Here is a 24,716-nt window from a genome sequence, read left to right on the forward strand (position 1 = left end):
GTGCCTCAGATGATGGGCACGCTCGCTTCCTTCAGCACCCGCAGCACGAAGTGCGACTTGCTGTGGCGGATGCCCGGGATCTTGTAGAGCTTCTCTCGCAGCAGCCGCTCGTAGTCGCGCGTGTCGCGCACCGCGATGCGGATGTAGTAGTCGTAGTCGCCCGAGACCAGGTAGGCCTCCTGGATCTCCGGAATGGTGGCGAGCGTACGGCCGAAGTCGTAGAGCGTCTCGTCGGTGTGGCTCTCGAGCGTCACCTGCACGATCACCGAGTCGTGATAGCCCAGCTTGGCCGGGTCGACGTCCACCGTGTAGCGCTTGATGACGCCCGTGGCCTCCAGTTTCTTGATGCGTGTCCAGCAGCTGGTGGGCGAGAGGCCGACCTCGTTGCCGATCTCCTGCAGGGTCTTGCGCGAGTCGAGCAGGAGCACCCGCAGGATCGCCAGGTCGGTCTTGTCGAAAGATCCTTCGCTGTCGCTCGGTGTTTGCCGATTGGTTTTCATGAATCGAGCTTAAAGGGCCAAAAGAAAGATGCATATTCTGCGCCCGAAACGGAAGAATTGACGGCATGCGACTGCTCGACCTACCCCCCACGTCCTCCCCGTCCCTTCACCCCGACACGACGCCGGTTCGCATCCGCAACGGCGCCGAAGCACTGCTCGACACCCTGGTCGAGTGCGGCGTGGACACCATCTTCGGCTACCCCGGCGGGGCGGCGCTGCCGCTGTACGACGCGCTGCACGGCGAGCCCCGGCTGCGCCACGTGCTGGTGCGCCACGAGCAGGCGGCCGTGCACGCGGCCGAGGGCTATGCGCGCAGCACCGGCCGCGTGGGCGTGGTGCTGGTCACCTCGGGGCCGGGCGTGGGCAACACCATCACCGGGCTGCTGGACGCGATGAGCGATTCGGTGCCGGTGCTGTGCATCAGCGGGCAGGTCGCCACCGCCGTCATCGGTACGCAGGCGTTCCAGGAAAGCGATGCGCTGGGCATGTCGCGCCCGGTGACGAAGTGGAACCGCCAGGTCCGTGCCGCCGACGACGTGCCCGCGCTGGTGCGCCGCGCGCTGGAGATCGCTTCCACCGGCCGCCCCGGACCCGTGCTGCTGGACGTGCCGAAGGACATCCAGCTCCAACGCCTGGGCCGTGCCCCCGAGCCCGCCCCGCTGCGCGCCCTGCGCACCAGCCGTACCGCCTTGCCGCCGAAGGCCATGGTGCAGCGCGCGGCCGACCTGCTTTCCACCGCGCGCCGACCCGTCATCTATGGCGGCGGCGGGCTGGTCAATTCGGGGCCGGCGGCCTGCGAGGCCTTCACGAAGCTGGTGAACCTGATGCATGCGCCGTGCACGCTCACGCTGATGGGGCTGGGCGCGTTCCCGGCGTCGGACCCGAAGTTCATCGGCATGCTGGGCATGCACGGCATGCTCGAAGCCAACCTCGCGATGCACGAGGCCGACCTGGTGGTGTGCGTCGGCGCGCGCTTCGACGACCGCGTGACCGGCAAGCTCGACGAGTTCTGCCCGCACGCCCGCAAGATCCACATCGACATCGACCCCGGCAGCATCAACAAGGTGGTGCGCGTGGACGTGCCGATGGTGGGCGACTGCGCCGCGATCCTGGAAAGCCTGCTCGCGCTGCTGCCCGCCGAGGGCTTTGCGCCCGAGCGCCTGGCGCCGTGGTGGGAGCGCATCGAACGCTGGCGCGCCGTCGACTGCCTGGCCTTCGAGCCGAAGGCCGGCTCGATCCTGCCGCAGCAGCTGATGTCTTCGCTGCAGCGCGCCATCGCCGGGCTCGCCGGGCGCGACGCCATCGTGTCGACCGACGTGGGCCAGCACCAGATGTGGGCCGCGCAATACCTGCGCTTCGACAGCCCGCGCCGCTGGCTCACCTCGGGCGGTGTCGGCACCATGGGCTACGGGCTGCCCGCCGCCATCGGCGCGCAGATCGGCCACCCCGGCGCGCTGACCGTGTGCGTGAGCGGCGACGCCTCGGTGCTGATGAACATCCAGGAGCTTTCGACGGCGGTGCAGCACCGCGTGCCGGTGAAGCTGGTGCTGAGCAACAACGGCTACATGGGCATGGTGCGCCAGTGGCAGGAGCTGAACCACGGCAACCGCCTGAGCCACAGCTGGAACGAGGCGCTGCCCGACTTCGTGGCGCTGGCCAAGGCCTTCGGCTGGGGTGCGCGGCGGGTGAGCGACCCGGCGGAGCTGGAGGATGCTTTGGCCAAATGCCTCGCGAGCGAGGGCCCGTTCTTCCTCGACGTGCAGGTCGAAGCGCAGGAAAACTGCTTTCCGATGATGCCCTCGGGGCATGGGCACCACCGGGTGATGCTGGCGAAGGACCGGTGGTACGAGGAGGTCTGAAAGTCTTGTCCCCTCTCCCTCTGGGAGAGGGCCAGGGTGAGGGCGCTGTGCCATCGATGAGGCGCGGCCTTGGCGTCGAGGCCGATGCCTCACCCCAACCCCCTCCCCGAGGGGAGAGGGAGCAGTGCGCGTCAGACGCTCTGCAGCCGCACGTCGTTCGCCGGAATGGCGCTGAGTTCGGCCCAGTCCATCTCCTCCTCGAGCTGGTGGTAGGCGTCGTCCTCGATCTCGCCGGCGCGGCGCAGCGAGTCGAGCGCCTCCCGCTGCGCGCGGATGGCCACGGCGCGCAGCCGGTCGTGCGCGGTCTTGGCCTGCGGCTGGCGCTGGTCCTGCGCGAGGGCGCGCGCGGCGCGGTATTCGTCGCGCACGGCGTCGGCCTCGCGCCCGTCCTCGGCTTCGATGGCGGCGAGCGCCGCATCCATCATCGCGGTGCGGGCGAGCGAGAGTTCCCTGTCCAGCGAGTCGTCGGGCTCGATCTTCAGCGCGCGGATCAGCGGCCCGATGGTGAAGCCCTGGATCACCAGCGTGCCCAGCACCACCAAGAACGCGCTGAGCACGATGAGATCGCGCCCCGGAAAGTTCGCCGGCAGCGCGAAGGCGGTGGCCAGCGTGACCAGCCCGCGCATGCCCGACCAGCCGACCAGCAGGCTGATGCGCTTGGAGGGCAGCGCAACCTTGCGTCCGCGCGCGATCAGCCGCAGCTTGTACCGGCGCATCGCCGCGCCATAGATCAGCACCCACGCCACCCGCACCGCGATGACCAGCACCAGCACGAGGACCGCGAACTCCAGCGCATGCGCCAGCTGCGGCCCCGACAGGCGCGTGATGATGCCGCGCGCCTGCAGTCCCATGAGGAAGAAGGCCAGCACGTTGAGCGTGAACACCACCGCGCCCCACACCGCGTAGGAATGCACGCGGTCGCGGGGTGCATGGCGCTTCGGCGCGAACTGGCCCAGCGTCATGCCGAAGGCCACCACCGAGATGATGGGCGACAGGTGCAGCCGCTCGGCCACGATCCACGCGCCGAAAGTCATCACGAACTGGAAGATGATGGCCGAGCGCGTGCCCGCGAAGAGCGGCGCGCCGAAATGGAGATTGAGCTTGGCGAAGGCGAAACCCACGAGCGCGCCGCCCGGCACCGCCACCAGCAGCATCGGCAGCGAGCTCGTCATCGGCACGTGAGCGGCGCCGGCTGCCGACACCGCCACGCCGAACACCAGCAGCGCCACCGCGTCGTTGAGCAGGCTCTCGCCGTTGATGAGCGACAGCGTGCGCCGCGGAATGCGGAACTGCTGCATCACCGCTGCCGCGGCCACCGCGTCGGGCGGCGCGACGATGGCGCCGAGCGTGATCGCCGCAGCCAGCGGCAGCCCCGCGAAAGCCCAACCGGCCCACGCGACCACGGCGGTGGTCAGCAGCACCGCCACCAGCACCAGCGAGACCAGCGACATCCAGTTGCGCCGCAGCTCGCGCGGCGAGGTGTCGAAGGCCGAGTCGAGCAGGGCGGGCGCGATGAAGAGCGCGAGCGCCAGGTGCGGATCGAGGTTCACGTGCGGCACCCAGGGCATGGCGCCCAGGCACACGCCGGCCAGCGCCAGCATCGACGGGTAGGGCAGTGCAAGACGCCGAGAGAGCTGCAGCAGCAGGCAGGCGGCGATCAGCATGACGAGCACGTTCTCGAAGACGTCCATCGGGGCCTCGGTCTTGGTGTTGTTTGCCCCGAATACTAAGAGGTCGGGTTGTCGCGCCCGGCAAAAGAGAAAGGGGCCCGCGCGGGCCCCTTCCTCGTCAACGTATCAGCGCATCAGGACTTGACGAACGCCAGCAGGTCGGCGTTGAACTTGTCCTTGTGCGTGTCGGTCAGGCCGTGCGGCGCGCCGGGGTAGACGATCAGCTTGTTGTTCTTCACCAGCTTGGCCGAGGCCAGGCCGGCGGCGCCGATCGGCACGATCTGGTCGTCGTCGCCGTGCACGATGAGCGTGGGCACGTCGAACTTCTTCAGGTCTTCGGTGAAGTCGGTTTCCGAGAAGGCCTTGATCGAGTCGTAGGTGTTCTTGTGGCCGCCCATCATGCCCTGTGCCCACCACGAGTCGATGAGGCCCTGCGACACCTTCGCGCCGGGGCGGTTGAAGCCGAAGAAGGGGCCCGAGGGCACGTCCTTGTAGAACTGCGAGCGGTTCGCCAGCTGCGCGGCGCGCAGGCCGTCGAACACTTCGATCGGCAGGCCGCCGGGGTTGGCGGCGGTCTTCAGCATCTGCGGCGGCACGGCGGAGATCAGGGCCGCCTTGGCCACGCGCTTCGTGCCGTGGCGGCCGATGTAGCGAGCCACCTCGCCGCCGCCGGTCGAGAAGCCGACCAGGATCGCGTTCTTCAGGTCCAGCGTCTCGATGACGGTGGCGAGGTCGTCGGCGTAGGTGTCCATGTCGTTGCCGTTCCACGGCTGGCTGGAGCGGCCGTGGCCGCGGCGGTCGTGCGCCACGGTGCGGAAGCCCTGCGATGCGAGGAAGAGCATCTGCGATTCCCAGCTGTCGGAGTTCAGCGGCCAGCCGTGGCTGAACACGACGGGCTGGCCGGTGCTGGGGCCCCAGTCCTTGTAATAGAGCTCGGTGCCGTCCTTGGTGACGATGATGTTCTTGCTCATGGTTTGCTTTCCTTTCGAAGAGGCGTTGGCCGCGCCCGATGCGGGCGCGGCGGCGGATGCGGCGGATGCCGCGCTGGAGAAGCCGGTGCCCACGAGGGCGCCGGCTGCGACGGAGGCTCCGCCCAGCAGCAGGCTGCGGCGGGTGGGAGCGGTGGAGTCGATGGTGTGGGTGCATTGTTCGGTCATGGTGCTTTCCTTTTGCTGGCAGGTCGAGTGGTGAAGTGGTGCGGCGCGGTAAATATCGTATGAATTAATATCGCATGCGATGTATTTGTCTTGAAAAAGCAGGAACGGCGAAGCTGCTGTGCATCACGCGTTCCTGTCGAGGCTTGTGCGCAGGCCCAGCAACTGGGTGCGCAGTTCGCCGATCTGTTCGGGGGAGAGCTCCATGGCCTGCGCCACGCAGCCCGGCAGCCCCTGTGCCTTGGCGCGCAATGCGCGCCCATCGGCCGTGAGCGACACGATGACCTGCCGCTCGTCCTTGGGCGAACGCACGCGCTGGATGAGTCCACGCGCTTCGAGCCGCTTGAGCAGGGGGGTGAGGGTGGTGGTTTCGAGCGCCAGGCGCGTGCAGATCTCGGAGACGTTGATCTCGTCCTTCTCCCACAGCACGAGCATGACGAGGTACTGCAGGTAAGTGAGATCGAGATCGCGCAGCAGGCCGCGGTACACCTTGTTGAGGCTCAGCATCGTCGAGTAGACGGCGAAGCAGAGCTGCTCGTCCAGCGCCAGCGCATTGCTCGCCGGGGCTTCGGTGGATGGGGCGGTGATGCGCTTGGCAGGCATGGCGCGAATATTAGATCGCATGCGATCTAATGGCAAGCAATATTTATCGGCCGGACGATTTCTCAGGCTGGCGACTTGCGCAGGCCTCCAGGAGGCACGCCGAACCGGTCCCTGAAGCTTCGGCTGAAATGGCTCGCGTCGCCGAAGCCGTTGCGATAGGCGATCTGGGCCACGCTCAAATGGTCGAGCCGCCTGTTCCGCAGATCGTCTTTCGCGCGCTCCAGGCGGCGCATGCGCAGGTACGCGCCATATTGCGTGCGCTGCGTCTCGAAGAGCCGATGCGTGAGCCGCCTCGAGATGCCGAGCTCCCTCGATACCGCATCGACCGAGAGTTCCGGATCGCCCAGGTGCGCCTCGATGAAGGCCACCAGCCGCTGCCAGCGGTCGCGCTCGCGGTGCTTGCCGTCGGCCGCGTCTTCGTCCACCGATTCGCAATAGGCCGCAGCCAGCAGCGAGACGAAGGACTGCTCGGAGAAGTACGCCAGTGCCGGCAACGCCTGCGCATTGCCCGGAAACACATGCCCCATGTGCACACGGGCCGCCTCGGCCAGGCGCGAATCCGCCCGCGAGATCGAAGGCACGAAGCGGTCGTGCAGATCGGCGTAGATGCCGAAGAACCGGTCCGATGGCACCCGCAGCACCACCAGCCTGCCGGGCGTGGTCAGTGTGCAGGCCGAAGGAAGCCGCGTGGTGCGGAAGGTGATGTCGCCCTTGCGGAAAGGCATGCAGCGCCCGCCCTGCTCGATGTTGCCTTCGCCCTCGACCGCGATCATCGCGAGCACATCGCCCGCGCCGCCGATGGAAGCCAGCGCCGTGTCATGGCGAACCGCCAGCGGCGTGGAGGCGAAGCTGATCGCCAGCCCGCCGCCCACGAGCCGGCAGGCCTCCAGGCTCATGCGCGGGTTGCTGTCCCGCACGCTGAGCTCGCCGGGGTACACCAGCGAGTCGAGCGCATTCGAGTAGCCCTGCACGTCGCCCATGTAGAACGGACGGAAGCATGGCGCGAAGCTCAGGTCGGAGGCTGCTGCTGTGTCGTGGTGCATGGCTGTGTTTCCTGCCGCCGATGCGCATGCTTCGTGCCAGGCAGCATCGGCAGGGGCAGTCTAGGCGGCCGACATCCGATCCGGGGCTGAGGCTTTCCACTAGTTGGCACGCCGGATCAATGCGCGTGCACCCACGCGCAAGAGCAAAGCGGGGGCTGCTTCATACATTGGCCGCACCCCCACGAATGCACACAGGAGCCAACGCGTGAGCGACGACACCCGCACCACAACCCATGAAAGCCCCGCGCCGTCCCTCGACGGCCTCAGCTACGGCAATTGGACCGAGGCCGAGAAGCTCGCGCTGAGCTGCCGCATCCTCGCGAAGGAAGGTCATTGCGAAACCCTGGCCGGCCAGATCACCGTGCGGCAGCCCGACGGCAGCTTCCTGACCACGCCGCTCGCACATGCCTTCAGCGAGATCCGCGCCGACTCGGTCATGCGCATCGACGACTCGCTGCGCGTTCTCGAAGGCCGCGGCGTGCCCAACCCGGCCGTGCGCTTCCACCTGTGGGTCTACAGGCGCAGGCCGGACGTGAACTGCGTGATCCACACGCATCCGCCATACGTCTCCGCACTGTCGATGACCGGCGAGCCGCTGCAGGTCGCGCACATGGACGCCACCCCGTTCTTCGACGACTGCGCCTTCCTGCCCGAATGGCCCGGCCTGCCGATTGCCGACGTAGAGGGCGAGATCATCTCCGCCGCGCTGGGCGGCAAGCGCTGCGTGCTGCTGGCCAACCACGGCTTCCTGGCCGCCACGCCGACCATCGAGGAGTCGCTGTACATGTCGGTGCTCATCGAGCGCGCGGCGCGCAACCAGCTGATCGCGCAGTCTGCCTACGGTCGCCTCAAGCTGGTGGACCCGGCGCTGGCCAGGGAGTCGCACGACTTCCTGCTGCAGCGGAGCATCGTCAACGCCAGCTTCGCGATGTTCGCGCGGCAGATCACCGGGGAGCGGCCATGAACAGCATCGCCACCCCGCTGCAAGGCACCGTGGAGAAGAAAAAGCACCAGAGCGTGTGGAAGATCGGCGCCGCCACCATGGTCGGCACGGCCATCGAGGCCTTCGACTTCCTCGCCTACGGCACCGCCGCGGCGCTGGTGTTCAACAAGCTCTTCTTTCCAAACTTCGACCCCACCGTCGGCACGTTGGCGGCCTTCGGCACCTTCGCGAGCGGCATGCTCGCCCGGCCGTTGGGCGGCATCATCTTCGGGCACTACGGCGACCGGCTGGGCCGCAAGTCGATGCTCACGCTGAGCCTGCTGATGATGGGCATCTGCACGGTGCTGATCGGCCTGCTGCCCACCTACGAGTCGATCGGGCTGTGGGCGGCGGTGCTGCTGGTGCTGCTGCGCATCGGGCAGGGCCTGTCGTTCGGCGGCGAGCTCGGCGGGGCGATGCTCATGGCCGTGGAGCACGCGCCGCCGCGCTGGCGCTCGCTGGTCGGCAGCATGCCGCAGATGGGCGCTCCCATCGGCGTGCTGCTGTCCTCGGGCGCCTTCGCGCTGGTGACGCAGCTGCCCGAGTCCAGCTTCCTGAGCTGGGGCTGGCGGCTGCCCTTCCTCGCGAGCGCGGTGCTGATCGTGCTGGGCGTCTTCATCCGCATGAAGGTGGACGAGTCGCCCGAGTTCATGCAGGTCAAGGTCCATCAGAAGACGGCGACGCTGCCGGCGCGCGAGGTGGTGGTGGCGCACCTCAGGCCCTTGCTGCTGACCATCGGCGGCAAGCTGGCCGAGGTCACGCTGATCTACACCGTGCTGGTGTTCTCGATCTCCTACGCGACCAGCCGGCTCGGCTTCTCGCGCTCCGATGCGCTGCACGCGCTGATCGCCGGTTCGGCGGCGATGGTCCTCACCATCCCGGCCAGCGGCTGGCTCGCGGACAAGGTGGGCGCGCGGCGGCTCTACGCGTTCGGCGGGCTGCTGCTGGCGCTCATGGCGGTGCCGCTCTTTCAGGCCATCGGCAGCGGCTCGCTCACGGCCTACACCGTGGCCATGGTGTTGGCGCTCTCGCTCAACTACCCGCTGATGTTCGCGCCGCAGTCCAGCCTCTATGCGGCGCAGTTCCCGGCCGAGCTGCGCTACTCGGGCATCTCCATCGGCATCCAGTTCGCGGCGGCCATCGGCGGCGGGCTGGCGCCGATCATCGCGGCGACGCTGGTGGCGAACTATTCGAGCATCGTGCCGGTGGGCGTCTACGTCGCGGTGCTGGGCGTGGTGGCTGCGGGGTCGGCCTGGCTGATGCGCCCTGTCGCGAACGAATGACCGGCCGCCCTCAGGAGTGCCCGTCCACCCGCATCTGGAACAGGAAGTAGGGCGGAATGCAGGCGCCTTGCCCCTCGGGCTTGCCGTCGGCCTGCGCGCAGATGTAGTCGTCTCGGCAGGCCTGCTGCGCCGAGCAGCTGCGCAGGTTGCCGGGGCGCGTGTGCTTCGCCAGGCATTCGCCGAAAGGCTTCTTCGCGGCGAGGCAGCTGTTGAAGTCGCTGAGGATCGCGATGCCGCCGCAGGTGCCGTTCGGGTCCCTGGGGTCGCAGGGGCCGGAGCACATGCCGCCCGGAAAGCCGACTGATGTCTTCTCGCACACCGAGGCCGCGCCTTCGCAGGCAACGGGCGGCAGCTTCTCGGCGCGATCGGTCCACGCGTTGGCCGACTGCGTGATGCGCGTGGGCTCGCAGCGCGCGCCGACCGTCGCGCGTCCGGCGGCGGCATCCGCTTCCATCGGCTCGGCCAGGGGCCGGAACGGATCGGGCCGCGGCGTGGAGAGCGCGGCCCGCACGTAGCTTTCGCGCCGCGCGAGCTCGTCCTGCACGTGCGGCGAGTGCGGCACCGCCAGCGCGTTGCCGGTGGTGAAGGTCCGCGAGGCGCCGCGCCGGTCGACACCCAGCAGGTGGAAGCCCGCGACCGCGCGGCTCTGGTGGCAGCCCATGCAGCTCAGGTCGTCGAGGCGGCGCAGCACCGCCTGCGGCGATTGAAGCGTGCGGCTGCCGGGTACGGCCTGCCATTCGCCGGGCGTGAAGATCTGCGCGAAGGGACGGTTGGCCTGCCGTTCGAGTCCGCGCGGCGCGACCGAAATGGCTTCGGTCGCGAGGAACCTGTCGGGAATCTGCAGCGTGGCCTCGTCCAGCGCGCGCAGATTGGCGGGTTGCCGAAGCCACTGCTGCAGTTCCTTGCGCAGCGGGGCATTGGCCTTGAGCCTGGCGACGTCGGGCGTGTTCTCCAGCGGCGCGACCTCGAAGCGCCTGGCGCCCGCGTTCCAGCGGAAGGCGCGCAGCATGTATTCGGCATGGCCGCCCAGGTCGGGCCGCACCGCCGAGGGCCAGCGCACGCTCTGCAGGTTGGTGGTGAGCTGCGCGATGCGCGCGTGCTCCAGCTGTTTCGGCGCGAGCGGGCCATCGGCCGAGGTCAACCAGCGGCCCAGCGCCTCGTCGGCCATCGTGGCCTGCGGCGGCTGCCATCGCTTCGCGACGGCGGCGCAGCTTCCGTCTGCATCGGGCGCGTCGCCGCGCAGTTCGACGTTGATCGTCATCGGCAGGCGCGACTGCATCGCCGCCGTTCGATAGGCCAGCCGGTACACCAGCCGCGTTTCGCCGCAGGCGCCGCTCTGGAAGGGCCGGCGGTCCATGCGGTTGGCGACGCCGACCAGCTCGAAGAAGGCATCGGGGCTCGCGAGCCAGCGCGCGTCGAACAGCCGGTGCGGATAGCGCGAGATGCCCACGCCCGCCTGCCTGTCGCGCCGCTGGATGCCGGAAAGGCTGGCGCCCAGCGGTTCGGTGATGGAGCGCCAGGCCGGAGTGCGCATCAGCGCCTCGTTGGCGGTGACGCCATCGGTGGACGGCGCCGATTCGCCGTTCATCCAGCGCGCGAAGCCGGCGCCGGATTTCTCGGCCGCCTGCAGCGCGGCGGGCGAGGTGACGAGCAGCACCGGCTCCGCCGCTTGCGCCATGGGCACAGCGGAAGCGAGCGTCAGTGCGAGGAGGGCGGCGGGCAGGTGATGTCGGATGAGCGGCACGCGGCCGATTGTGCCGCTGTGCCGCCCGTCATCACGCGAAGGCTCGACCCGCTTCGGGCATTGCCTGTGCCGTGTCCAGCGCATCCAGCGCCGCCAGCGGCCGCGGCGTGGCTGCGAGCAGCGCCTGCGTGTACGCATGGCGCGGATCGTCGAACACCGCGTCGCGTGGGCCTTGCTCCACGATGCGCCCGCGCTCCATCACGATCACGCGGTCGGCGATCTGCTCCACGGCCGCGAGGTCGTGGCTGATGAACAGGCATGCGAAGCCGTGGTGCTGCTGCAGGCTCTGGAACAGCTTGAGCACCTGCGCCTGGATCGTCATGTCGAGCGCCGACACCGGCTCGTCGGCCACCACGAAAGCGGGGCGCCGTACCAGCGCGCGGGCGATCGCCACGCGCTGGCGCTGGCCGCCCGAAAGCTCGTGCGGGTAGCGCGCGCCGAGGCCGTCGAGGCCGACCTCGTCCAGCGTTTCCTTCACGCGCCGCGTGCGGGCCGTCGCGTCGAGCTCGGGCAGGTGGCGCAGCGGCTCGGCCACGATCTCCTGCACGCGCATGCGCGGGTCCAGCGAGGAGAACGGGTCCTGGAACACGAGCTGGCAGGCCAGCCTGAAGCGATGCAGCGCGGCACGGCCGGCGCTGCGAACGTCCTCGCCGCGAAACAGGATCTGCCCGGCCTGCGAGGGCGCGAGCCGCAGGATGGCGCGGCCCAGCGTGGTCTTGCCCGAGCCGCTGCCGCCCACCAGCGCGACCATCTCGCCCGGATGGATGTCGAGGTCGAGCGAGTCGATCACGCGAACCGGCGCGTGGCGTTTGAAGAAGCCGGCGCGTGCGCCGGCGTAGCTCACGCACAGGCCGCGCACCTGTACCAGCGGCTGCCGCTGCTCGGCGGGTTCGGCCTTGGCCGCCTGCCGGCGCGGCAGCGCGTCGACCAGCTTGCGGGTGTAGGGCTGCCTCGGTGCCAGCAGGATGCCCGGCACCTCGCCGGTCTCGACCAGCCGGCCCTTCTCCAGCACGATGGCGCGCTGCGCATAGCGCCCCACCAGCCCGAGGTTGTGCGTGATCAGCAACACGGCCGTGCCGTTGTCGCGCGCCAGGCCCACCATCAGGTCGAGCACCTCGCGCTGGCTCAGCGTGTCCAGCGCGGTGGTCGGCTCGTCGGCGATCAGCAGGCGCGGCTTCAGCAGCATCACGCTGGCCAGCATGATGCGCTGGCGCATGCCGCCGGAGAACTCGTGCGGATAGGCGTGCATGCAGCGCTCTGGGTCGGCGATCTGCACGCGGCGCAGCATGTCGATGATGCGCGCGCGGATCTCTGCGGCCGGCAGCTGCGTGTGCATGCGCAGGCCCTCGGCCATCTGCTCGCCGATGCGGTGCACTGGGTTGAGCGAGACCATCGGCTCCTGGAACACCATGCCGATGCCCGGCCCGCGGATGGGGCGCATGGCCTTCGCGTCGCGCGCGGCGAGGTCTTCGCCGTCGAACACGATGCGCCCGCCGGTCTGCGAGATGCCCGGCGGCAGCAGCTGCAGGATGGCGCGCGCGGCCATGGTCTTGCCGCTGCCCGATTCACCCACCACAGCGAGGAATTCGCCGGCCTTCACGTCGAACGACAGGTCGTGCACCAGCGGCTGGGCGCCGTTGCGCAGCTCGATCCTCAGGTGCTCGACGGAAAGCACGGTCTGACTCGATTGAACGCTCATGACTTCTCCGTCCGCGGATCGAGCCGGTCGCGCAGCGATTCGCCCAGCAGGTTGATCCCCAGCAGCGTGAGCGCGATGCACAGCCCCGGCACCACGCACAGCCACACGGCCGAGGCCATGTAGGGCCGCGCACTCGCGAGCATGTTGCCCCAGGTCGGCGCGGGCGGCGGCACGCCCAGGCCCAGGAAGCTCAGCGCGCTTTCCGACAGCAGCACCCAGCCGAACATGCTGGTGGCCAGCACCGCCACCGGCGCCATGCAGTTGGGCAGCACGTGGCGCCACATGGTGTAGAGCTCGCCGTTGCCGATCATGCGCGAGGCCTCCACGTACTCGCGCTCGCGCAGCGACAGCACCGTGCCGCGCACCACGCGCACCACCGAAGGGGCATAGGCCATGCTCAGCGCCAGCACGATGCCCCACTTGTTGGCGCCGACGATCACCATCACGCCCAGCGCCAGCAGCAGGCCGGGAAAGGCCAGCAGCGTGTCGTTGAAGGCCATCAGCACGCGGTCTGTCCAGCCGCGCACGAAACCCGCGACCACGCCGACCACCAGCCCCATGGCGGTGGCCAGCGTCACGGTGAGCAGCGCCACCAGGCAGCTGGTGGCCGCGCCCTGCATCGCGCGGCTGGCCACGTCGCGGCCGAATTCGTCGGTGCCCAGCCAGTGCGCCATCGAGGGCGGCTGCAGCTTGGAGCGCAGGTCGATGCCCAGCGGGTTGTAGGGCGTCCACAGCGCGGCGACCACGGCGACGGCCAGCAGCACCGCGACCAGCGCGCCGCCGATGAGGGTATGGGTCTTGAACTTCGTCTTCACTGCACAGTGACCCGCGGGTCGAATAGGGGGTAGCACATGTCGACGATCAGGTTGATCACGACGTAGATGCAGGCGGTGAACAGCAGGCAGCCCTGCAGCACCGGGTAGTCGCGCGCGAAGATCGAGTCGATCATCAGGCGCCCCAGGCCCGGCAGGGTGAACACCGTCTCCAGCACCGCGATGCCGCTGAGCAGGTGCCCGAGGATCAGCCCGATCATGGTGAGGGTCGGGTTGAAGGCGTTGGGCAGCACATGGCGGCGCAGCACCTGCGACTCGGGCACGCCCTTGGCGCGCGCATGCGTCACGTATTCGAGCCGCAGGATCTCGATGGTGCTGGCGCGCGACATGCGCGTGAGCACGCCGGTCTCCACCAGCAGCAGCGTGGCGATCGGAAGAATCACGTAGAGCACGCCCTGCGAGAAGTTCTCCGACATCGGCACGTAGCCCACCACCGGCAGCCAGCCCAGGTACTGACCGAAGAACATCAGCAGCAGCAGGCCCAGCCAGAAGCTCGGCACCGAGAGCATCAGCGTCGCGGCGCCGATGATGGCGAGGTCGGTGGGCTTGTCCTTGCGCCAGGCGGCGACCAGGCCGGCGGGCACGGCGATCAGCGAGGCCAGCGCCACCGCGACGAGCACGATGACCGCGCTGACGTGAAAGCGCTCCCAGATCAACGGCAGCACCGGCAGGCCGTTGGTGGTCGATACGCCCAGGTCGCCGGCCAGCGCGTGCCTCAGCCACACGAGGTACTGCACGGGCAGGGGCTGGTCCAGCCCCATCTGGTGGCGCATGAGCGCCAGCTGCGCGGGGTCGGCGCCTTCGCCCAGCATGAGCAGCACCGGGTCGCCCGGAATCAGCCGCATCAGGGTGAACACCGCGATGGAGACCAGCAGCAGCGTCGGGATCGTCATCGCGATCCGGCGCAGGAGATAGGCGGGCATTGCTCGCGCTGCTCCGTTCAGCCGGCGGCGGCCAGCCGCACGTTCCAGAACCTGGGCTTGGCCGGCGCCCAGCCCTTGAAGCCGGTCACGCTCTTGCGCATGGCGGTGGCGTCGCTGGCGTTGAAGAGCACGATCATCGGCACGTCCTGCAGCATCTGCTTGTGCATCTCGTCGAACAGCACCTGGCGGCGCGCCTTGTCGCGCGTGACCATCGACTCCGCCAGCCGCGTCTGGCCGTAGGCGCTGTCCCAGACCTTGCGCGGCTGGGTGGCCTTGTCGCCCGACACCATCTCGAAGTTGAGCGAGGGATCGATGCGCGCCGAGTAGATGAAGGCCATGCTCTGGTACTGGCCCTTGGTGTAGCGGTCGAGCTGGGTGGCCCAGTCGAGCACTTCCAGCTCGATGTTGATGCCCGCCTCGGAGGCCATGGCCTGCACCAGCACGGCGGCCGAGTACAGGGCCTCGTAGCGCTTGTTGGCGATCATGCGGATCGGCTGGTTGCGGTAGCCCGCTTCGGCCAGCAGCTTCTTCGCGGCGGCGATGTCGCGCCTGAAGCCGCCGGCCTGCACTGCGTCGTAGTAGGGGCTGGAAGATGGCACCACCGAGTTGTTGACGGGAGAGAGGCCCTCGGTGACGGAGCGCGCGATCTCGGGCGTGTCGAGCGACAGCGCCAGCGCGCGGCGGATGCGCACGTCCTTCAGCACCGGGTCGTTGGTCTGCAGCAGCAGCGCGACCATCGACATCACCGGCGTGGTGTCGACCAGCACGTCGGTGCGCTTGCGCATCTCGACCACGTCGGCCGGGCTGGGGTTGACGAAGGCGTCGATGCCGCCGCTGTAGAGCGCGGCCTTGGCCGCGGCCGAGTCGGGGATGACGACGAAGCGCAGGTTCTCGATCTCGGCCTTCTTGCCGCCCGCGAGGCCGTCGCGCGGCTCGGCGCGCGAGGTGTAGCCGTCGAAGCGCGTGAGCTCCACGTACTGGCCGCGCTTCCATTCCTTGAGCTTGTAGGGGCCCGTGCCCACGGGCTCCTTCCACTGGCCGTCGGGGCCGACCGAACTGCGGTGCAGGATGGCTGCGCCGCCGCAGTCGGGCCGGGCCATCATCGTGAGGAAGAGGGCGCTCGCGCGCTCCAGCTTGAACACCACCGTCTTCGGGTTCGGCGCCTCCACCGACAGCACCTTGGTCATGCCCTTGCCGTCGAATTCGGGCAGGCAGCGCCAGCCGCTCGTGGGCTTGAGGTAGCGCTGCCAGTTCCAGACCACGTCGTCGGCCGTGAGCGTGGCGCCGTTCTGGAACTTCACGCCGTCGCGCAGCGTGAAGGTGTAGGTCAGGCCGTCGGCCGAGGTGTCGACCTTGCTCGCGAGCATCGGGCCCACCGAGGTGTCCTCGCGCAGCGCGACCAGCCCTTCGGCCACGTGCAGCAGCACGTTGTCGGTGTTGTCGTCGCGGTTGCCGCCGGGGTCGGTGCTGCGGATGTCGGAGTTGATCTGGATGCGCAGCGTCTGGCTCGCGCCCACCGTCGGCTGGGCGACGGCGGGAGCCGCGGCTGCCAGGCCGAGCGCCAGGGCGGCAATCAGCGATGCAGGCGATGCGGAGGGCGGGCGGGAAGGGGGAACTGGGGCTTTCATGGCAACACTCCTGGCGTGGGCTGGGCGGTCGATAGAGCGGTCGGACTCAGAGGGAATATTCGGTGAAGCGGTGCTCCTTGAAGGGCGCCGGTGCAATGCGCATCTTCCGTGCCGCCGGGTCCATCACGATGGTCGCCACCGTGGCCGACGAGGCGCCGCCGGGGCCCGCGCTGGGGCTGCGGCACACGGCGCGCGGCGCGCCGAATCGGTCCTGCAGCGCGTCGATCACGTCCTGCTCGCCGAGCAGGCCGGCGGCGCGCCGGTTGTGCAGCGCCTCGGTCACGCGGCGGTCGCGGTAGAGCGAGTCGGGCGTGGTCTCCAGGCTGCGGTCCACCACGCGCGCGAGCGCGGCCGGCGTCTTGAAGTGGTTGGCGTGCACCAGGATGCCGCCTTCGGGCTGCTGCCAGAACACCTGCTCGGGGCAGGTCTCCAGGCTCACGGCCTCGCCCTCGGCGTGCGTGACGATCATGTTGTTCGAGATCGAGCGCGCGGTGCGGCACACCACGCCCAGCGCGTTGGCATACAGCTCCGACTGCAGGATGCCGCGGCGGATCAGCGCCAGCGGCACGCCCTGCTGCCTGCCGTCGCTGTCGGCCTTGATGAAGTTGCCGGTGACGGCGATGCCCGCGCTGTTGAGGCCGGCGCGCGCGAGTGTGCCCGCCTCCGCGAAGGTCAGCATCGACGGACCCTTGGCGGGCTGGATGCGCAGCACGATGCCCAGCTCCAGGCTTTCCACGCGCCAGTCCCAGTTCTGCGCGTGGATGAGCCGGCCTTCGCGCGAGGCCGACGGCATCACCACCACGCCGGTGCAGCCGTCGGGCGGCTCGGTGGCTTCGAGCTGCTGGAAGGCGTAGAGCATCTCGCTGCGCGCGTTCAGCGCCACGATGTCCTCGGCCGGCACGCCCGCGCCTTCGGCCACGCCCTCGATCTCGCGCAGCATGCCGGCGTCGAAGGCCTCGATCACCGGCATGAAGCGGCGCGCCAGCGCGCGGGTGCGGTCCCAGCTGAGGCCCACGCGTTCGAAGGCGGCGCGGTAGGTGCGCAGGCTCAGGTCGATGCGCTCGCCTGCCGCGCGGCCGTACTGCTGGCCGCACTGGCGGGCGTCGCCTTCGATGTCGTAGAGGGGGAACGATTCGATGTCCATGTCGGTCCGGTGCTTTCCTTGTTCGGTGTGTGATGCGTGTGTGCTTCAGGCTGCGGCGTCGGTCGGCCGGGCGGTCTGCGCGATGGCGGCGCGCAGGCTGTCGACGATCTGGTCGACGTGCCGGCGCTCCAGCGTGAAGGGCGGCGACAGCGCGATGGTGTCGCCCACGGAGCGCACCAGCACGCCGCCCTGGTCCACGCAGTGCCGGGCCACCGCCTGTGCGTGCGTGCCCGCGCCCTCGGCCCAGGGCTGCAGCTCGATGCCGGCGAGCAGGCCGACGTTGCGCACGTCGATCACGCCCGGCAGGCCGCGCAGCGTGTGCAGGCATTCCTCGAAGTAGGGCGCGGTGGCCGCCGCCTGGGCGATCAGCCCGTCCTGCGTGTAGGCGTCGAGCGTGGCCATCGCCGCCGCGCAGGCCAGCGGGTGGCCCGAGTAGGTGTAGCCGTGCGAGAGCTCGATGCCGCTCACGCTGCCCTGCATGAAGGCGTCGTGCACCTCGTCGCGCATCAGCACCGCGCCCATGGGCACCGCGCCGTTGGTGAGGCCCTTTGCGGTGGTGATGAGGTCGGGCGTCACGCCGAACAGGTCGGCCGCGAAGTTGGTGCCCAGGCGGCCGAAGCCGGTGATGACCTCGTCGAATATCAGCAGCACGCCGTGCTTGTCGCAGATTTCGCGCAGGCGCCTGAGGTAGCCGCGCGGCGGCGGCAGCACGCCGGTGGAGCCGGCCACGGGCTCGACGATGACGGCCGCCACTGTCGACGGGTCGTGCAGCGCGAGCAGCGCCTCCAGCGCGTCGGCCTTCTCGATGCCGTGCGCCGGCTCGCCGCGCGAGAAGGCGTTGCGCGCCAGGTCGAGCGTGTGCGGCAGGTGGTCAACGCCGTTGAGCAGCGGGCCGAAGGTGCTGCGCTGGCGGCCGATGCCGCCCACCGAGATGCCGCCGAAGCCCACGCCGTGATAGGCGCGCTCGCGGCCGATGAGCCGGTAGCGGGCGGCGTCGCCCCGCGCGCGGTGGCAGGCCAGCGCGATCTTCAGCGCGGTGTCGACCGACTCGGAGCCCGAGTTGGTGAAGAACACGTGGTTCATGCCCGCGGGCGCCATTTCGGCCAGCCGCTGCGCGAGCACGAAGGCAGCCGGGTGGCCGATCTGGAAGCTGGAGGCGTAGTCGAGCACGTCGATCTGCGCCTTCATCGCGGCGCTGATGCGCGGGTGGCGGTGCCCCGCGTTCACGCACCACAGGCCGGCGATGGCGTCGAGCACGCGGCGGCCGTCGGCCAGGTCGTAATAAAGGCCTTCGCTGCCGACGATGAGGCGCGGCGACTGCTTGAACTTGCGGTTGGGGGTGAAGGGCATCCAGAACGCGTCGAGCGACGCGGGGGAGGCGGGGGTGTCGGCAAGGGCCACGAGATGGTTCTCCGTTGGGAAGCGACCCGGCTCTCGGGTCGTCGTGGGGCCGATCTTGAAACTCGAATTGTATTTTTGGCGCGAGATGTACATGGTTTTTTCGGGCCAAAAATACAAAACCCGGGCGATGATCTGCGCCCAAGCCCCGCGATTCCGGAGAACCCCTGGATGGCCGCATCCCAGACGGACGACAAACCCCTTGCATCGCCTCTTGCGCCGGTCGCTCCGCTCGTCCAGCGCGTGAGCCGCTACGTGCTCGACCAGGCGCTGGCCGGCGGCTACGAGAACGGCAGCCACCTCACCGAAGCCGAGCTCGCGAGCCGGCTCGGCATCTCGCGCACGCCGGTGCGCGCGGCGCTGCGCTTCCTGCACGAGCGGGCATTGCTGGCGCACACGCCGAACCGCGGCTACACGCTGGTGGCCGACCGCCAGGCACTCGCCAAGGCCCGGCGCGAGATGCCCGAAGACGAGGAGAAGACGCTCTACTACCGCCTGCTGCGCGACCGCCTGGCCGGCAAGCTGCCCACGCGCGTCAACGAACTGGAACTGGCGCAGGCCTACGCCGTGTCGCGCCCGCTGCTGCGCACCGTGCTCACCACGCTGCTGCAGGACGGCGTGCTGCGCGGGCGCCACTACCAGCGCTGGGAGTTCACCGAGACGCTGGATTCGGTGGAAAGCGAGCGCGAGAGCTACCGGTTTCGCCTGACCGTCGAATGCGCCGGGCTGCGCGAGCCCGGCTTCAAGGTCGACCTGCAACGGCTGCGCGCCTGCCGCGAGCGCCAGCAGGGGCTGCTCGCGCAGGCTTCACGCTATTCGTGGATGGATTTCTTCGAGGCCAACGCGCAGTTCCACGAACTGCTGGCCAGCGCCTCGGGCAACCGCTTCTTTCTCGATGCGGTGCAGCAGCAGAACCGGCTGCGGCGCATGTCCGACCTCTCGGACTACCCGCTGGTGAACATCGACCTGCTGCACAAGTCCTGCCACGAGCACCTGGAAATCCTCGACGCGGTGGAGCGCGGCGACCTCGAAGCCGCCGCCGGGCACATGCGCCGGCACCTCAGCCGCGCCAGCGACCTGGTCGAGCAGCGGGTGACGGGCGTGCTGGGAGACTGACTTACCCTGCGGCGTTCAGCTTGCGGCGCGGCGAGATGTTCAGCGTCCTGCAGAAGTCGTAGAAGGCTTCGAGCTGCAGCGACTTGTCGAACACCGCGTCCACCCCTGCGGAAAGCGCACCTTCGCGCACTTCGGAGGTGGCATGGTTCATGAGCACCACCGTGCGCTGCGCCGGCGACTTGTGCTCCTGCAGATACTGCGCAACGGTGAGGCCGTTGCCTTCGGCCAGGAAGATGTCGATGACCGCCGCGTCCCATTCCTGCGGGTTCTTCCTGAGCCAGTCGATGGCATCGACCGATGTGGTGGCGGTGCCGATCACGTCGCAATCGGAAAACTCCTGCAGGCCGTCGGTCAGCGTGGTGGCGATCAGGGGGTTGTCTTCTATCAGGTAGATGCGGGTCATTGTTCGCAGTCGGGGCTTCTCGTTCTGAGCGGTCTTCGTTCGTTCTCGTCGGCTTGTCTCGGGCCGATGCGGGCATTGTCCCTGCCGGGGCGGCGTGTCGAGTCGGACAACGCCTTCATCTGCCGTAGAACCCTGCGCTGGAGGATCACTGGCGTACAAGACGCGTCGGCATGCGCAGCCATATCGTGGGGTCTTCATCAACAACCGCCCGCACGGTACGCATGGCTACGCCTCAATCTTTTACGCCTCCTTTCACATCCTCCGGCCGCAGCGCGCTGGTGCAGGCGCCGCCCTGGCACTACGCGGGCTGGCTCGTCAACGTGGCCTTCGAGTTCGATGCCGCGAACGGCGCCGTGCTGGTGCCGGCCGGATTGGGCGCGGCCACCGGCAAGGGCTGCGTCCATTTCGCGGACTGGCAGTTCTGCGGCGACGACGGCCGCGAGCTGCTCGACCCGGTGTATGCGCAATACCGCGAGACCATCGTGGTGCTCGAAATCGAGCAGAAGAAGCGCGGTGACGGCGATGTGCCGCGCTCCTTCTATTGCCCGCTGATCTACGTCGACCAGGACGTCTCGCTTCTGCGCGGCTGGCTGCAGGGCTGGCCCAAGAAGATCGGGCAGACCTGGCTCACGCGCAGCATGCCGTTGATCCACCCGGCGGCCGCGCCGCTCGCGGCGGGAAGCCGGCTCGGTGCGAGTCTCAGCGTGAAGGAGCGGCGCCTGGTGGACGCGACAGTCACACTGTCGGGCGAGCAGACCGGGCGGCTGGGTTTTCTGTCCGCGCCGACCGTGGGTGCCATCGGCTGGCCCGACCTGACACAGCCAGGCATCGCGGCGGTGCCGCGCTACCTGCGCGCTGACATCATCGACCGCGTCGAGCCCGGCTGGACCGCCGGCAGCGCGACGCTGAAGTTCCACGAACATCCGGTCGAGGAACTGGCATCTCTCGGCCCTGTGGAGGCGACTGCCGCCAGCGCCGGCTGGATGGGCATCACCGTGCGCGGTGCGATCGCCGTGTGACGCGGCCGGCCGCGCTACCCTTCGCGGGATGACCCGCAACCCGCCCTCGAACCCGCCGGCTTCGCACGTGATCGGCCTGCCGATGGAAGGCGGCGCGCAGATCGAGGCCATGTTCGCGGCCGACCCCAAGGCGCGCTTCGAGCTGCACTGGCACGCGGAGTGGAGCATGGGCGCCATCCTCGAAGGCCGCTGCGAATTCACCTGCGCCGGCGAGCGGCAGGTGGCGCAGGCGGGCGACATCGTGCTGATGGCGCCCTTCATGCTGCATACGGCCGGCGTCAGTGCGCAGGGCTTTCGCATGGTGATGCTCTACGTGCCACACGCCTGGGCGAGCAGGCGCCTCGCGTGGCCGCCGGGCCTGCGAGGCACGCTGAGGCAGGGCGTGTGGCGCGACGAGGTCATGGCAGGCGAGCTGGCATCCGCTGCGCAGGCGCAAGACGGTGCGCAGGTCGGCCGCTTGCTGGAAGAGATTCTTCGCGCGCAGGCCGATGGCGAACTCGTGCCGGTCGAGCGCCACATGGGCGATGCGCGCGTGGAAGCCGTCTGCGAGGCGCTGGCGACGGAAGATGCCTGCCGCATCGATCCGGCCGGGCTGGCGCAGCGACTGGGCGTGTCGCGAGAGCATTTCCATCGTCTGTTCCGCCTGGCCGTGGGCATGACGCCGGCCCACTACGCTCGGCTCGCGCGCATCGGCCGAGCCAGGGCGCTGCTGCGCGAGGGCCACGCGGCGGCCGAGGTTGCTGCGCAATGCGGCTTCACCGACCAGGCGCACTTCTCGCGCTGGTTCCGCCGCTGCTTCGGCGTGACGCCGGGCAACTACATGGCCGGGCGGGAGCGGACGGAAAGGCGCGCGTGAGAAACTAGCGGGCTTGCCAGCCCGGCCCGATCGAGGTCAGGGCACCGCTGCCAACCACAGGAATCCCGCGTTTTGGAAGAGAAGGTCGTCTCCGTTGCACCCATGATGGACTGGACCGACAGACACTGTCGTTACCTCCATCGCCTGCTCTCGCGCCACGCGCTGCTCTACACCGAGATGGTGACGACCGGCGCGCTGATGCATGGCGACGTGCCGCGCCATCTGCGCTTCAACGCCGAGGAACACCCCGTTGCGCTGCAACTCGGCGGCAGCGAGCCGGCCGACCTCGCGCACTGCGCGAAGCTCGGGGAGGAGTGGGGCTACGACGAGATCAACCTGAACTGCGGCTGCCCCAGCGAGCGGGTGCAGCGCGGCGCCTTCGGCGCCTGCCTCATGAACGAGCCGCAGCTGGTGGCCGATTGCGTGAAGGCGATGGTCGACGTGGTCGGCATTCCGGTGACTGTCAAGCATCGCATCGGCATCGACAGGATCGAAAGCTACGAGTTCGTGCGCGACTTCGTCGGCAAGGTGAGCGAGGCCGGTTGCAACACCTTCATCGTGCATGCGCGCAACGCCTGGCTGCAGGGGCTGAGCCCGAAGCAGAACCGCGAGATCCCGCCGCTGCGCTACGAGCTGGTGCATCGGCTGAAGCACGAGTTTCCCGACCTTCACATCGCCATCAACGGCGGCATCACGGTCAATGCGCAGGTGCACGAGCATCTGCGGCTACTCGACGGCGTGATGGTGGGGCGCGAGGCGTACCACAACCCTTGGTGGCTCGCCGAATGGGACGCCGAGTTCTTCGGCGCCTCCGAGCAGACGCTGACGCGCGAAGAGGTCGAGTCGCTGATGTGCGACTACATGGCCCGCGAGGCGGCCGAGCACGGCACGCACTGGTGGCCGATCGCCCGCCACATGCTGGGTTTGCGCAACGGCCTGCCGGGCGCGCGCCGCTGGCGGCAGGTCTGGAGCGATCACCGGCTCAAAACGCTGCCCGCGCATGAAGTGATGGCGCTCGCGCGCGAGCCTGCCGCCGCGCACGCAGCCTGAATCCGGCGCGCCGCGCGCGCCTCTTCCGATCCGGCGCCAGGGGCCGCGATCGGTCGCCAAGCCTTTCCTGAAACGATGTTCCGAAAAACGCTACTTCACGATAAGTGGCGCGTCAACCGTTTTTTGCTGAAAAATGAGGACATCAGGGACATAAAAAAGGTTTGGATACATGAGTGACGCGATTGGCGGCAAAGAAGAAGTAAGTGCGCTCGCCAGAGGACTGGCTCTCCTGAGAGTCATCGGCATGGCCTCGGCACCGATAGGCAATCGCGAACTGGCAGACACCACCGGCATCCCCAAGGCTACGGTGTCGAGGCTCACCGCAACCCTGGTGAGTGCGGGGTATTTGCGACAGTCACAGGACAGCGAGCGATTCAGCCTCGGTCCTGCGCTGCTCGACATGAGCAGCCGCTACCTGCGCCATTTCGACCTGCGCACCGTGGCGCGGCCGCATCTGGCGGCGCTTTCGGAAGCTGCTGGGGTGAGCGTGCACCTGGGCGTTCGCGACGAGCTCGACATGCTCGTCATCGATTCGCTGCGGCCGCGCTCCATGGTCATCAGCTCCCGCATCGAGGTGGGCACGCGCATGAACATCGCCACCTCGGCCGGCGGCCGCGCCTACCTGGCCGCATTGCCCCCGGCCGAGCAGGCCGAACTGCTCGACCAGATCCGCGCTGAGAGCGGAGAGAACTGGAAGGCCATCGAGTCGAGCCTGATGGCCGGCCTCGACGAATACGCCCGCCTCGGCTACTGCGGCTCCTTCGGCGAATGGAACCCCCACCTCCACGCCATCGGCTTCGCCCTGGAAGGCCCGCGCGGCGAACGCTACTCCGTGAGCTGCGGCGGCCCCGCCTACCTGCTGCCGAAGGACACCATGGTCACCCGCATCGCCCCCATGCTGCTGGAAACCGCCCAGCAGCTGGCCAACGAAACCGGCACCCTCAACATAGATTGACCTGAGCTGAGCCCAGCGGACTTGTTTGAATCATGAAGAGGGGGGAAGCGAAGCGACCCCCAATTCGCGGGATACCGCGGAACCGGCTTTGCCGGGCCGCCGGTATCGCCCCCGTGAGAGGGTGGCGAAGCGACAAGAAGTGCGCGAAGCCTGGGGGCGGTCTCAGTTCGCCGCTTCCAACCCGTTGTGGAAGTGCTCTCGCATGCGCGCCATGGCGGCTTCCGCATCGCGCGCCTCGATGGCGGCCATCACCGAGCGGTGCTCGGCCAGTGATTCACCGATGCGGCCCGCCTTCAGCAGAGAGTTGTGCCGGTTGAGCTTCATCACCTTGCGCAGGTCGGCCACCATCTGGTCGCGCCACTTGTTGTTCGCGATGGACAGCAGGCGCATGTGGAAGCGCTCGTTCACGGCAAAGAAATGTTCCCGGTCTTCCGGGGATGCAGCGGCCTCGAGTTCGGCGTGCAATGCCTTCAGTTCGGCACGCTGGGCGTCGGTGGCACGCTCGGCCACCACGCCGGCGGCATCGCTCTCCAGCAGCGACAGCAGGTGGTAGACGTCGGCCAGGTCCTGCTCCGACACCTCGGTCACGTAGGCGCCGCGGCGCACCTTCATCGTCACCAGGCCCTCGGCGGCCAGCACCTTGAGCGCCTCGCGCAGGGGCGTGCGGCTGATGCCGTATTCCTCGGCCAGCTTGAGTTCGTCGATCCAGCTGCCGGGCTCCAGCTCGCGGCGAAAGATCCGCTGGCGCAGCAGTTCGGCGACCTCTTCGTAGAGGGCGCGGGGGGTGAGGGTGACGGCGGACATGGGCCGGACTGTACTTCAAAAAAGGCGTTTGAATTAATAATTATGGATCG

Annotated in this window: 22 protein-coding genes; 8 read left to right on the top strand and 14 right to left on the bottom strand. The window is 68.8% G+C overall.

What is annotated here, in order from left to right:
* Nucleotides 1-5: 5 nt before the first annotated feature.
* Nucleotides 6-500 (bottom strand): Lrp/AsnC family transcriptional regulator, encoded by a 495-nt coding sequence (locus tag ABL843_RS12735; RefSeq protein WP_184641982.1) that lies wholly within the window; start codon nt 498-500, stop codon nt 6-8.
* 65 nt (nt 501-565) lie between these two features.
* Here ABL843_RS12735 and ilvB point away from each other — a divergent pair, with 65 nt between their 5' ends.
* Nucleotides 566-2,359 carry a biosynthetic-type acetolactate synthase large subunit gene (gene ilvB / locus ABL843_RS12740; RefSeq protein ID WP_418120109.1) on the top strand — a complete coding sequence of 598 codons (1,794 nt, stop codon included), beginning with the start codon at nt 566-568 and terminating at the stop codon, nt 2,357-2,359.
* Between the two features lie 131 nt (nt 2,360-2,490).
* On the opposite strand, the gene ABL843_RS12745 is transcribed toward ilvB, so the two are convergent.
* The 4 genes from ABL843_RS12745 to ABL843_RS12760 all read right to left on the bottom strand — a co-directional run bounded on the left by ABL843_RS12745 (nt 2,491) and on the right by ABL843_RS12760 (nt 6,829).
* Nucleotides 2,491-4,050, bottom strand: a complete 1,560-nt coding sequence (locus ABL843_RS12745) for a cation:proton antiporter (RefSeq protein ID WP_418120110.1) — start codon at nt 4,048-4,050, stop codon at nt 2,491-2,493.
* 113 nt (nt 4,051-4,163) lie between these two features.
* Entirely contained in the window at nt 4,164-5,186 is a 1,023-nt protein-coding gene (locus ABL843_RS12750) for an alpha/beta fold hydrolase (protein ID WP_418120111.1), read from the bottom strand.
* Nucleotides 5,187-5,309: 123 nt separating this feature from the next.
* Entirely contained in the window at nt 5,310-5,786 is a 477-nt protein-coding gene (locus ABL843_RS12755) for a MarR family winged helix-turn-helix transcriptional regulator (RefSeq protein ID WP_418120112.1), read from the bottom strand.
* A 62-nt stretch (nt 5,787-5,848) separates the two neighbouring features.
* Nucleotides 5,849-6,829 (bottom strand): helix-turn-helix domain-containing protein, encoded by a 981-nt coding sequence (locus tag ABL843_RS12760; RefSeq protein WP_418120113.1) that lies wholly within the window; start codon nt 6,827-6,829, stop codon nt 5,849-5,851.
* A 205-nt stretch (nt 6,830-7,034) separates the two neighbouring features.
* On the opposite strand from ABL843_RS12760, the gene ABL843_RS12765 reads away from it, so the two are divergent.
* Together ABL843_RS12765 and ABL843_RS12770 are read left to right on the top strand one after the other, a co-directional pair.
* Nucleotides 7,035-7,793 (top strand): aldolase, encoded by a 759-nt coding sequence (locus ABL843_RS12765; protein ID WP_418120114.1) that lies wholly within the window; start codon nt 7,035-7,037, stop codon nt 7,791-7,793.
* Between the two features lie 77 nt (nt 7,794-7,870).
* On the top strand, nt 7,871-9,094 hold the full coding sequence (locus ABL843_RS12770) for an MFS transporter (protein ID WP_418120463.1): 1,224 nt from the start codon (nt 7,871-7,873) through the stop codon (nt 9,092-9,094).
* A 10-nt stretch (nt 9,095-9,104) separates the two neighbouring features.
* On the opposite strand, the gene ABL843_RS12775 is transcribed toward ABL843_RS12770, so the two are convergent.
* From ABL843_RS12775 to ABL843_RS12805, 7 genes are read right to left on the bottom strand one after another with little or no spacing between them, the layout of a single operon-like run.
* Nucleotides 9,105-10,838, bottom strand: coding sequence for a hypothetical protein (locus tag ABL843_RS12775; RefSeq protein ID WP_418120115.1), 1,734 nt, complete (start codon nt 10,836-10,838; stop codon nt 9,105-9,107).
* 31 nt (nt 10,839-10,869) lie between these two features.
* Nucleotides 10,870-12,537, bottom strand: coding sequence for an ABC transporter ATP-binding protein (locus ABL843_RS12780; RefSeq protein ID WP_418120116.1), 1,668 nt, complete (start codon nt 12,535-12,537; stop codon nt 10,870-10,872).
* Nucleotides 12,534-13,352, bottom strand: coding sequence for an ABC transporter permease (locus ABL843_RS12785; RefSeq protein WP_184641990.1), 819 nt, complete (start codon nt 13,350-13,352; stop codon nt 12,534-12,536). The genes ABL843_RS12780 and ABL843_RS12785 overlap by 4 nt, the downstream gene beginning before the upstream one ends.
* On the bottom strand, nt 13,349-14,293 hold the full coding sequence (locus ABL843_RS12790; protein ID WP_184641991.1) for an ABC transporter permease: 945 nt from the start codon (nt 14,291-14,293) through the stop codon (nt 13,349-13,351). Before ABL843_RS12790 ends, ABL843_RS12785 begins: the two co-directional genes overlap by 4 nt.
* Before the next feature lie 17 nt (nt 14,294-14,310).
* Entirely contained in the window at nt 14,311-15,921 is a 1,611-nt protein-coding gene (locus ABL843_RS12795; protein WP_418120117.1) for an ABC transporter substrate-binding protein, read from the bottom strand.
* A gap of 46 nt (nt 15,922-15,967) precedes the next feature.
* Nucleotides 15,968-17,065, bottom strand: a complete 1,098-nt coding sequence (locus ABL843_RS12800; RefSeq protein ID WP_369658501.1) for a C45 family autoproteolytic acyltransferase/hydolase — start codon at nt 17,063-17,065, stop codon at nt 15,968-15,970.
* Between the two features lie 45 nt (nt 17,066-17,110).
* Nucleotides 17,111-18,466 carry an aspartate aminotransferase family protein gene (locus ABL843_RS12805; protein WP_418120118.1) on the bottom strand — a complete coding sequence of 452 codons (1,356 nt, stop codon included), beginning with the start codon at nt 18,464-18,466 and terminating at the stop codon, nt 17,111-17,113.
* A gap of 168 nt (nt 18,467-18,634) precedes the next feature.
* Between ABL843_RS12805 and ABL843_RS12810 the strand changes: the two genes are divergently transcribed.
* On the top strand, nt 18,635-19,579 hold the full coding sequence (locus tag ABL843_RS12810) for a GntR family transcriptional regulator (protein ID WP_418120119.1): 945 nt from the start codon (nt 18,635-18,637) through the stop codon (nt 19,577-19,579).
* A gap of 1 nt (nt 19,580) precedes the next feature.
* Here ABL843_RS12810 and ABL843_RS12815 read toward each other — a convergent pair whose 3' ends face one another.
* Complete coding sequence (locus ABL843_RS12815; RefSeq protein WP_126018691.1) at nt 19,581-19,982, bottom strand: response regulator; 402 nt, start codon at nt 19,980-19,982, stop codon at nt 19,581-19,583.
* 221 nt (nt 19,983-20,203) lie between these two features.
* On the opposite strand from ABL843_RS12815, the gene ABL843_RS12820 reads away from it, so the two are divergent.
* The 4 genes from ABL843_RS12820 (at nt 20,204) to ABL843_RS12835 (ending at nt 23,862) form a co-directional block, all read left to right on the top strand.
* A complete protein-coding gene (locus tag ABL843_RS12820; RefSeq protein ID WP_418120120.1) occupies nt 20,204-21,001 on the top strand; it encodes an acetoacetate decarboxylase family protein in 798 nt (265 codons plus the stop codon).
* Between the two features lie 28 nt (nt 21,002-21,029).
* A complete protein-coding gene (locus ABL843_RS12825; protein ID WP_418120121.1) occupies nt 21,030-21,857 on the top strand; it encodes an AraC family transcriptional regulator in 828 nt (275 codons plus the stop codon).
* Between the two features lie 102 nt (nt 21,858-21,959).
* On the top strand, nt 21,960-22,907 hold the full coding sequence (gene dusA / locus ABL843_RS12830) for a tRNA dihydrouridine(20/20a) synthase DusA (RefSeq protein ID WP_418120464.1): 948 nt from the start codon (nt 21,960-21,962) through the stop codon (nt 22,905-22,907).
* Nucleotides 22,908-23,076: 169 nt separating this feature from the next.
* The gene (locus tag ABL843_RS12835) at nt 23,077-23,862 is read left to right on the top strand and encodes an IclR family transcriptional regulator (RefSeq protein ID WP_418120122.1); all 786 of its coding nucleotides are present in this window, start codon (nt 23,077-23,079) and stop codon (nt 23,860-23,862) included.
* A gap of 162 nt (nt 23,863-24,024) precedes the next feature.
* On the opposite strand, the gene ABL843_RS12840 is transcribed toward ABL843_RS12835, so the two are convergent.
* On the bottom strand, nt 24,025-24,666 hold the full coding sequence (locus tag ABL843_RS12840; RefSeq protein ID WP_418120123.1) for a GntR family transcriptional regulator: 642 nt from the start codon (nt 24,664-24,666) through the stop codon (nt 24,025-24,027).
* Nucleotides 24,667-24,716 lie beyond the last annotated feature (50 nt).

Origin of the sequence: Variovorax sp. 350MFTsu5.1 (assembly GCF_048302515.1) — a bacterium.
GTDB classification, from domain to species: domain Bacteria; phylum Pseudomonadota; class Gammaproteobacteria; order Burkholderiales; family Burkholderiaceae_C; genus Variovorax; species Variovorax guangxiensis.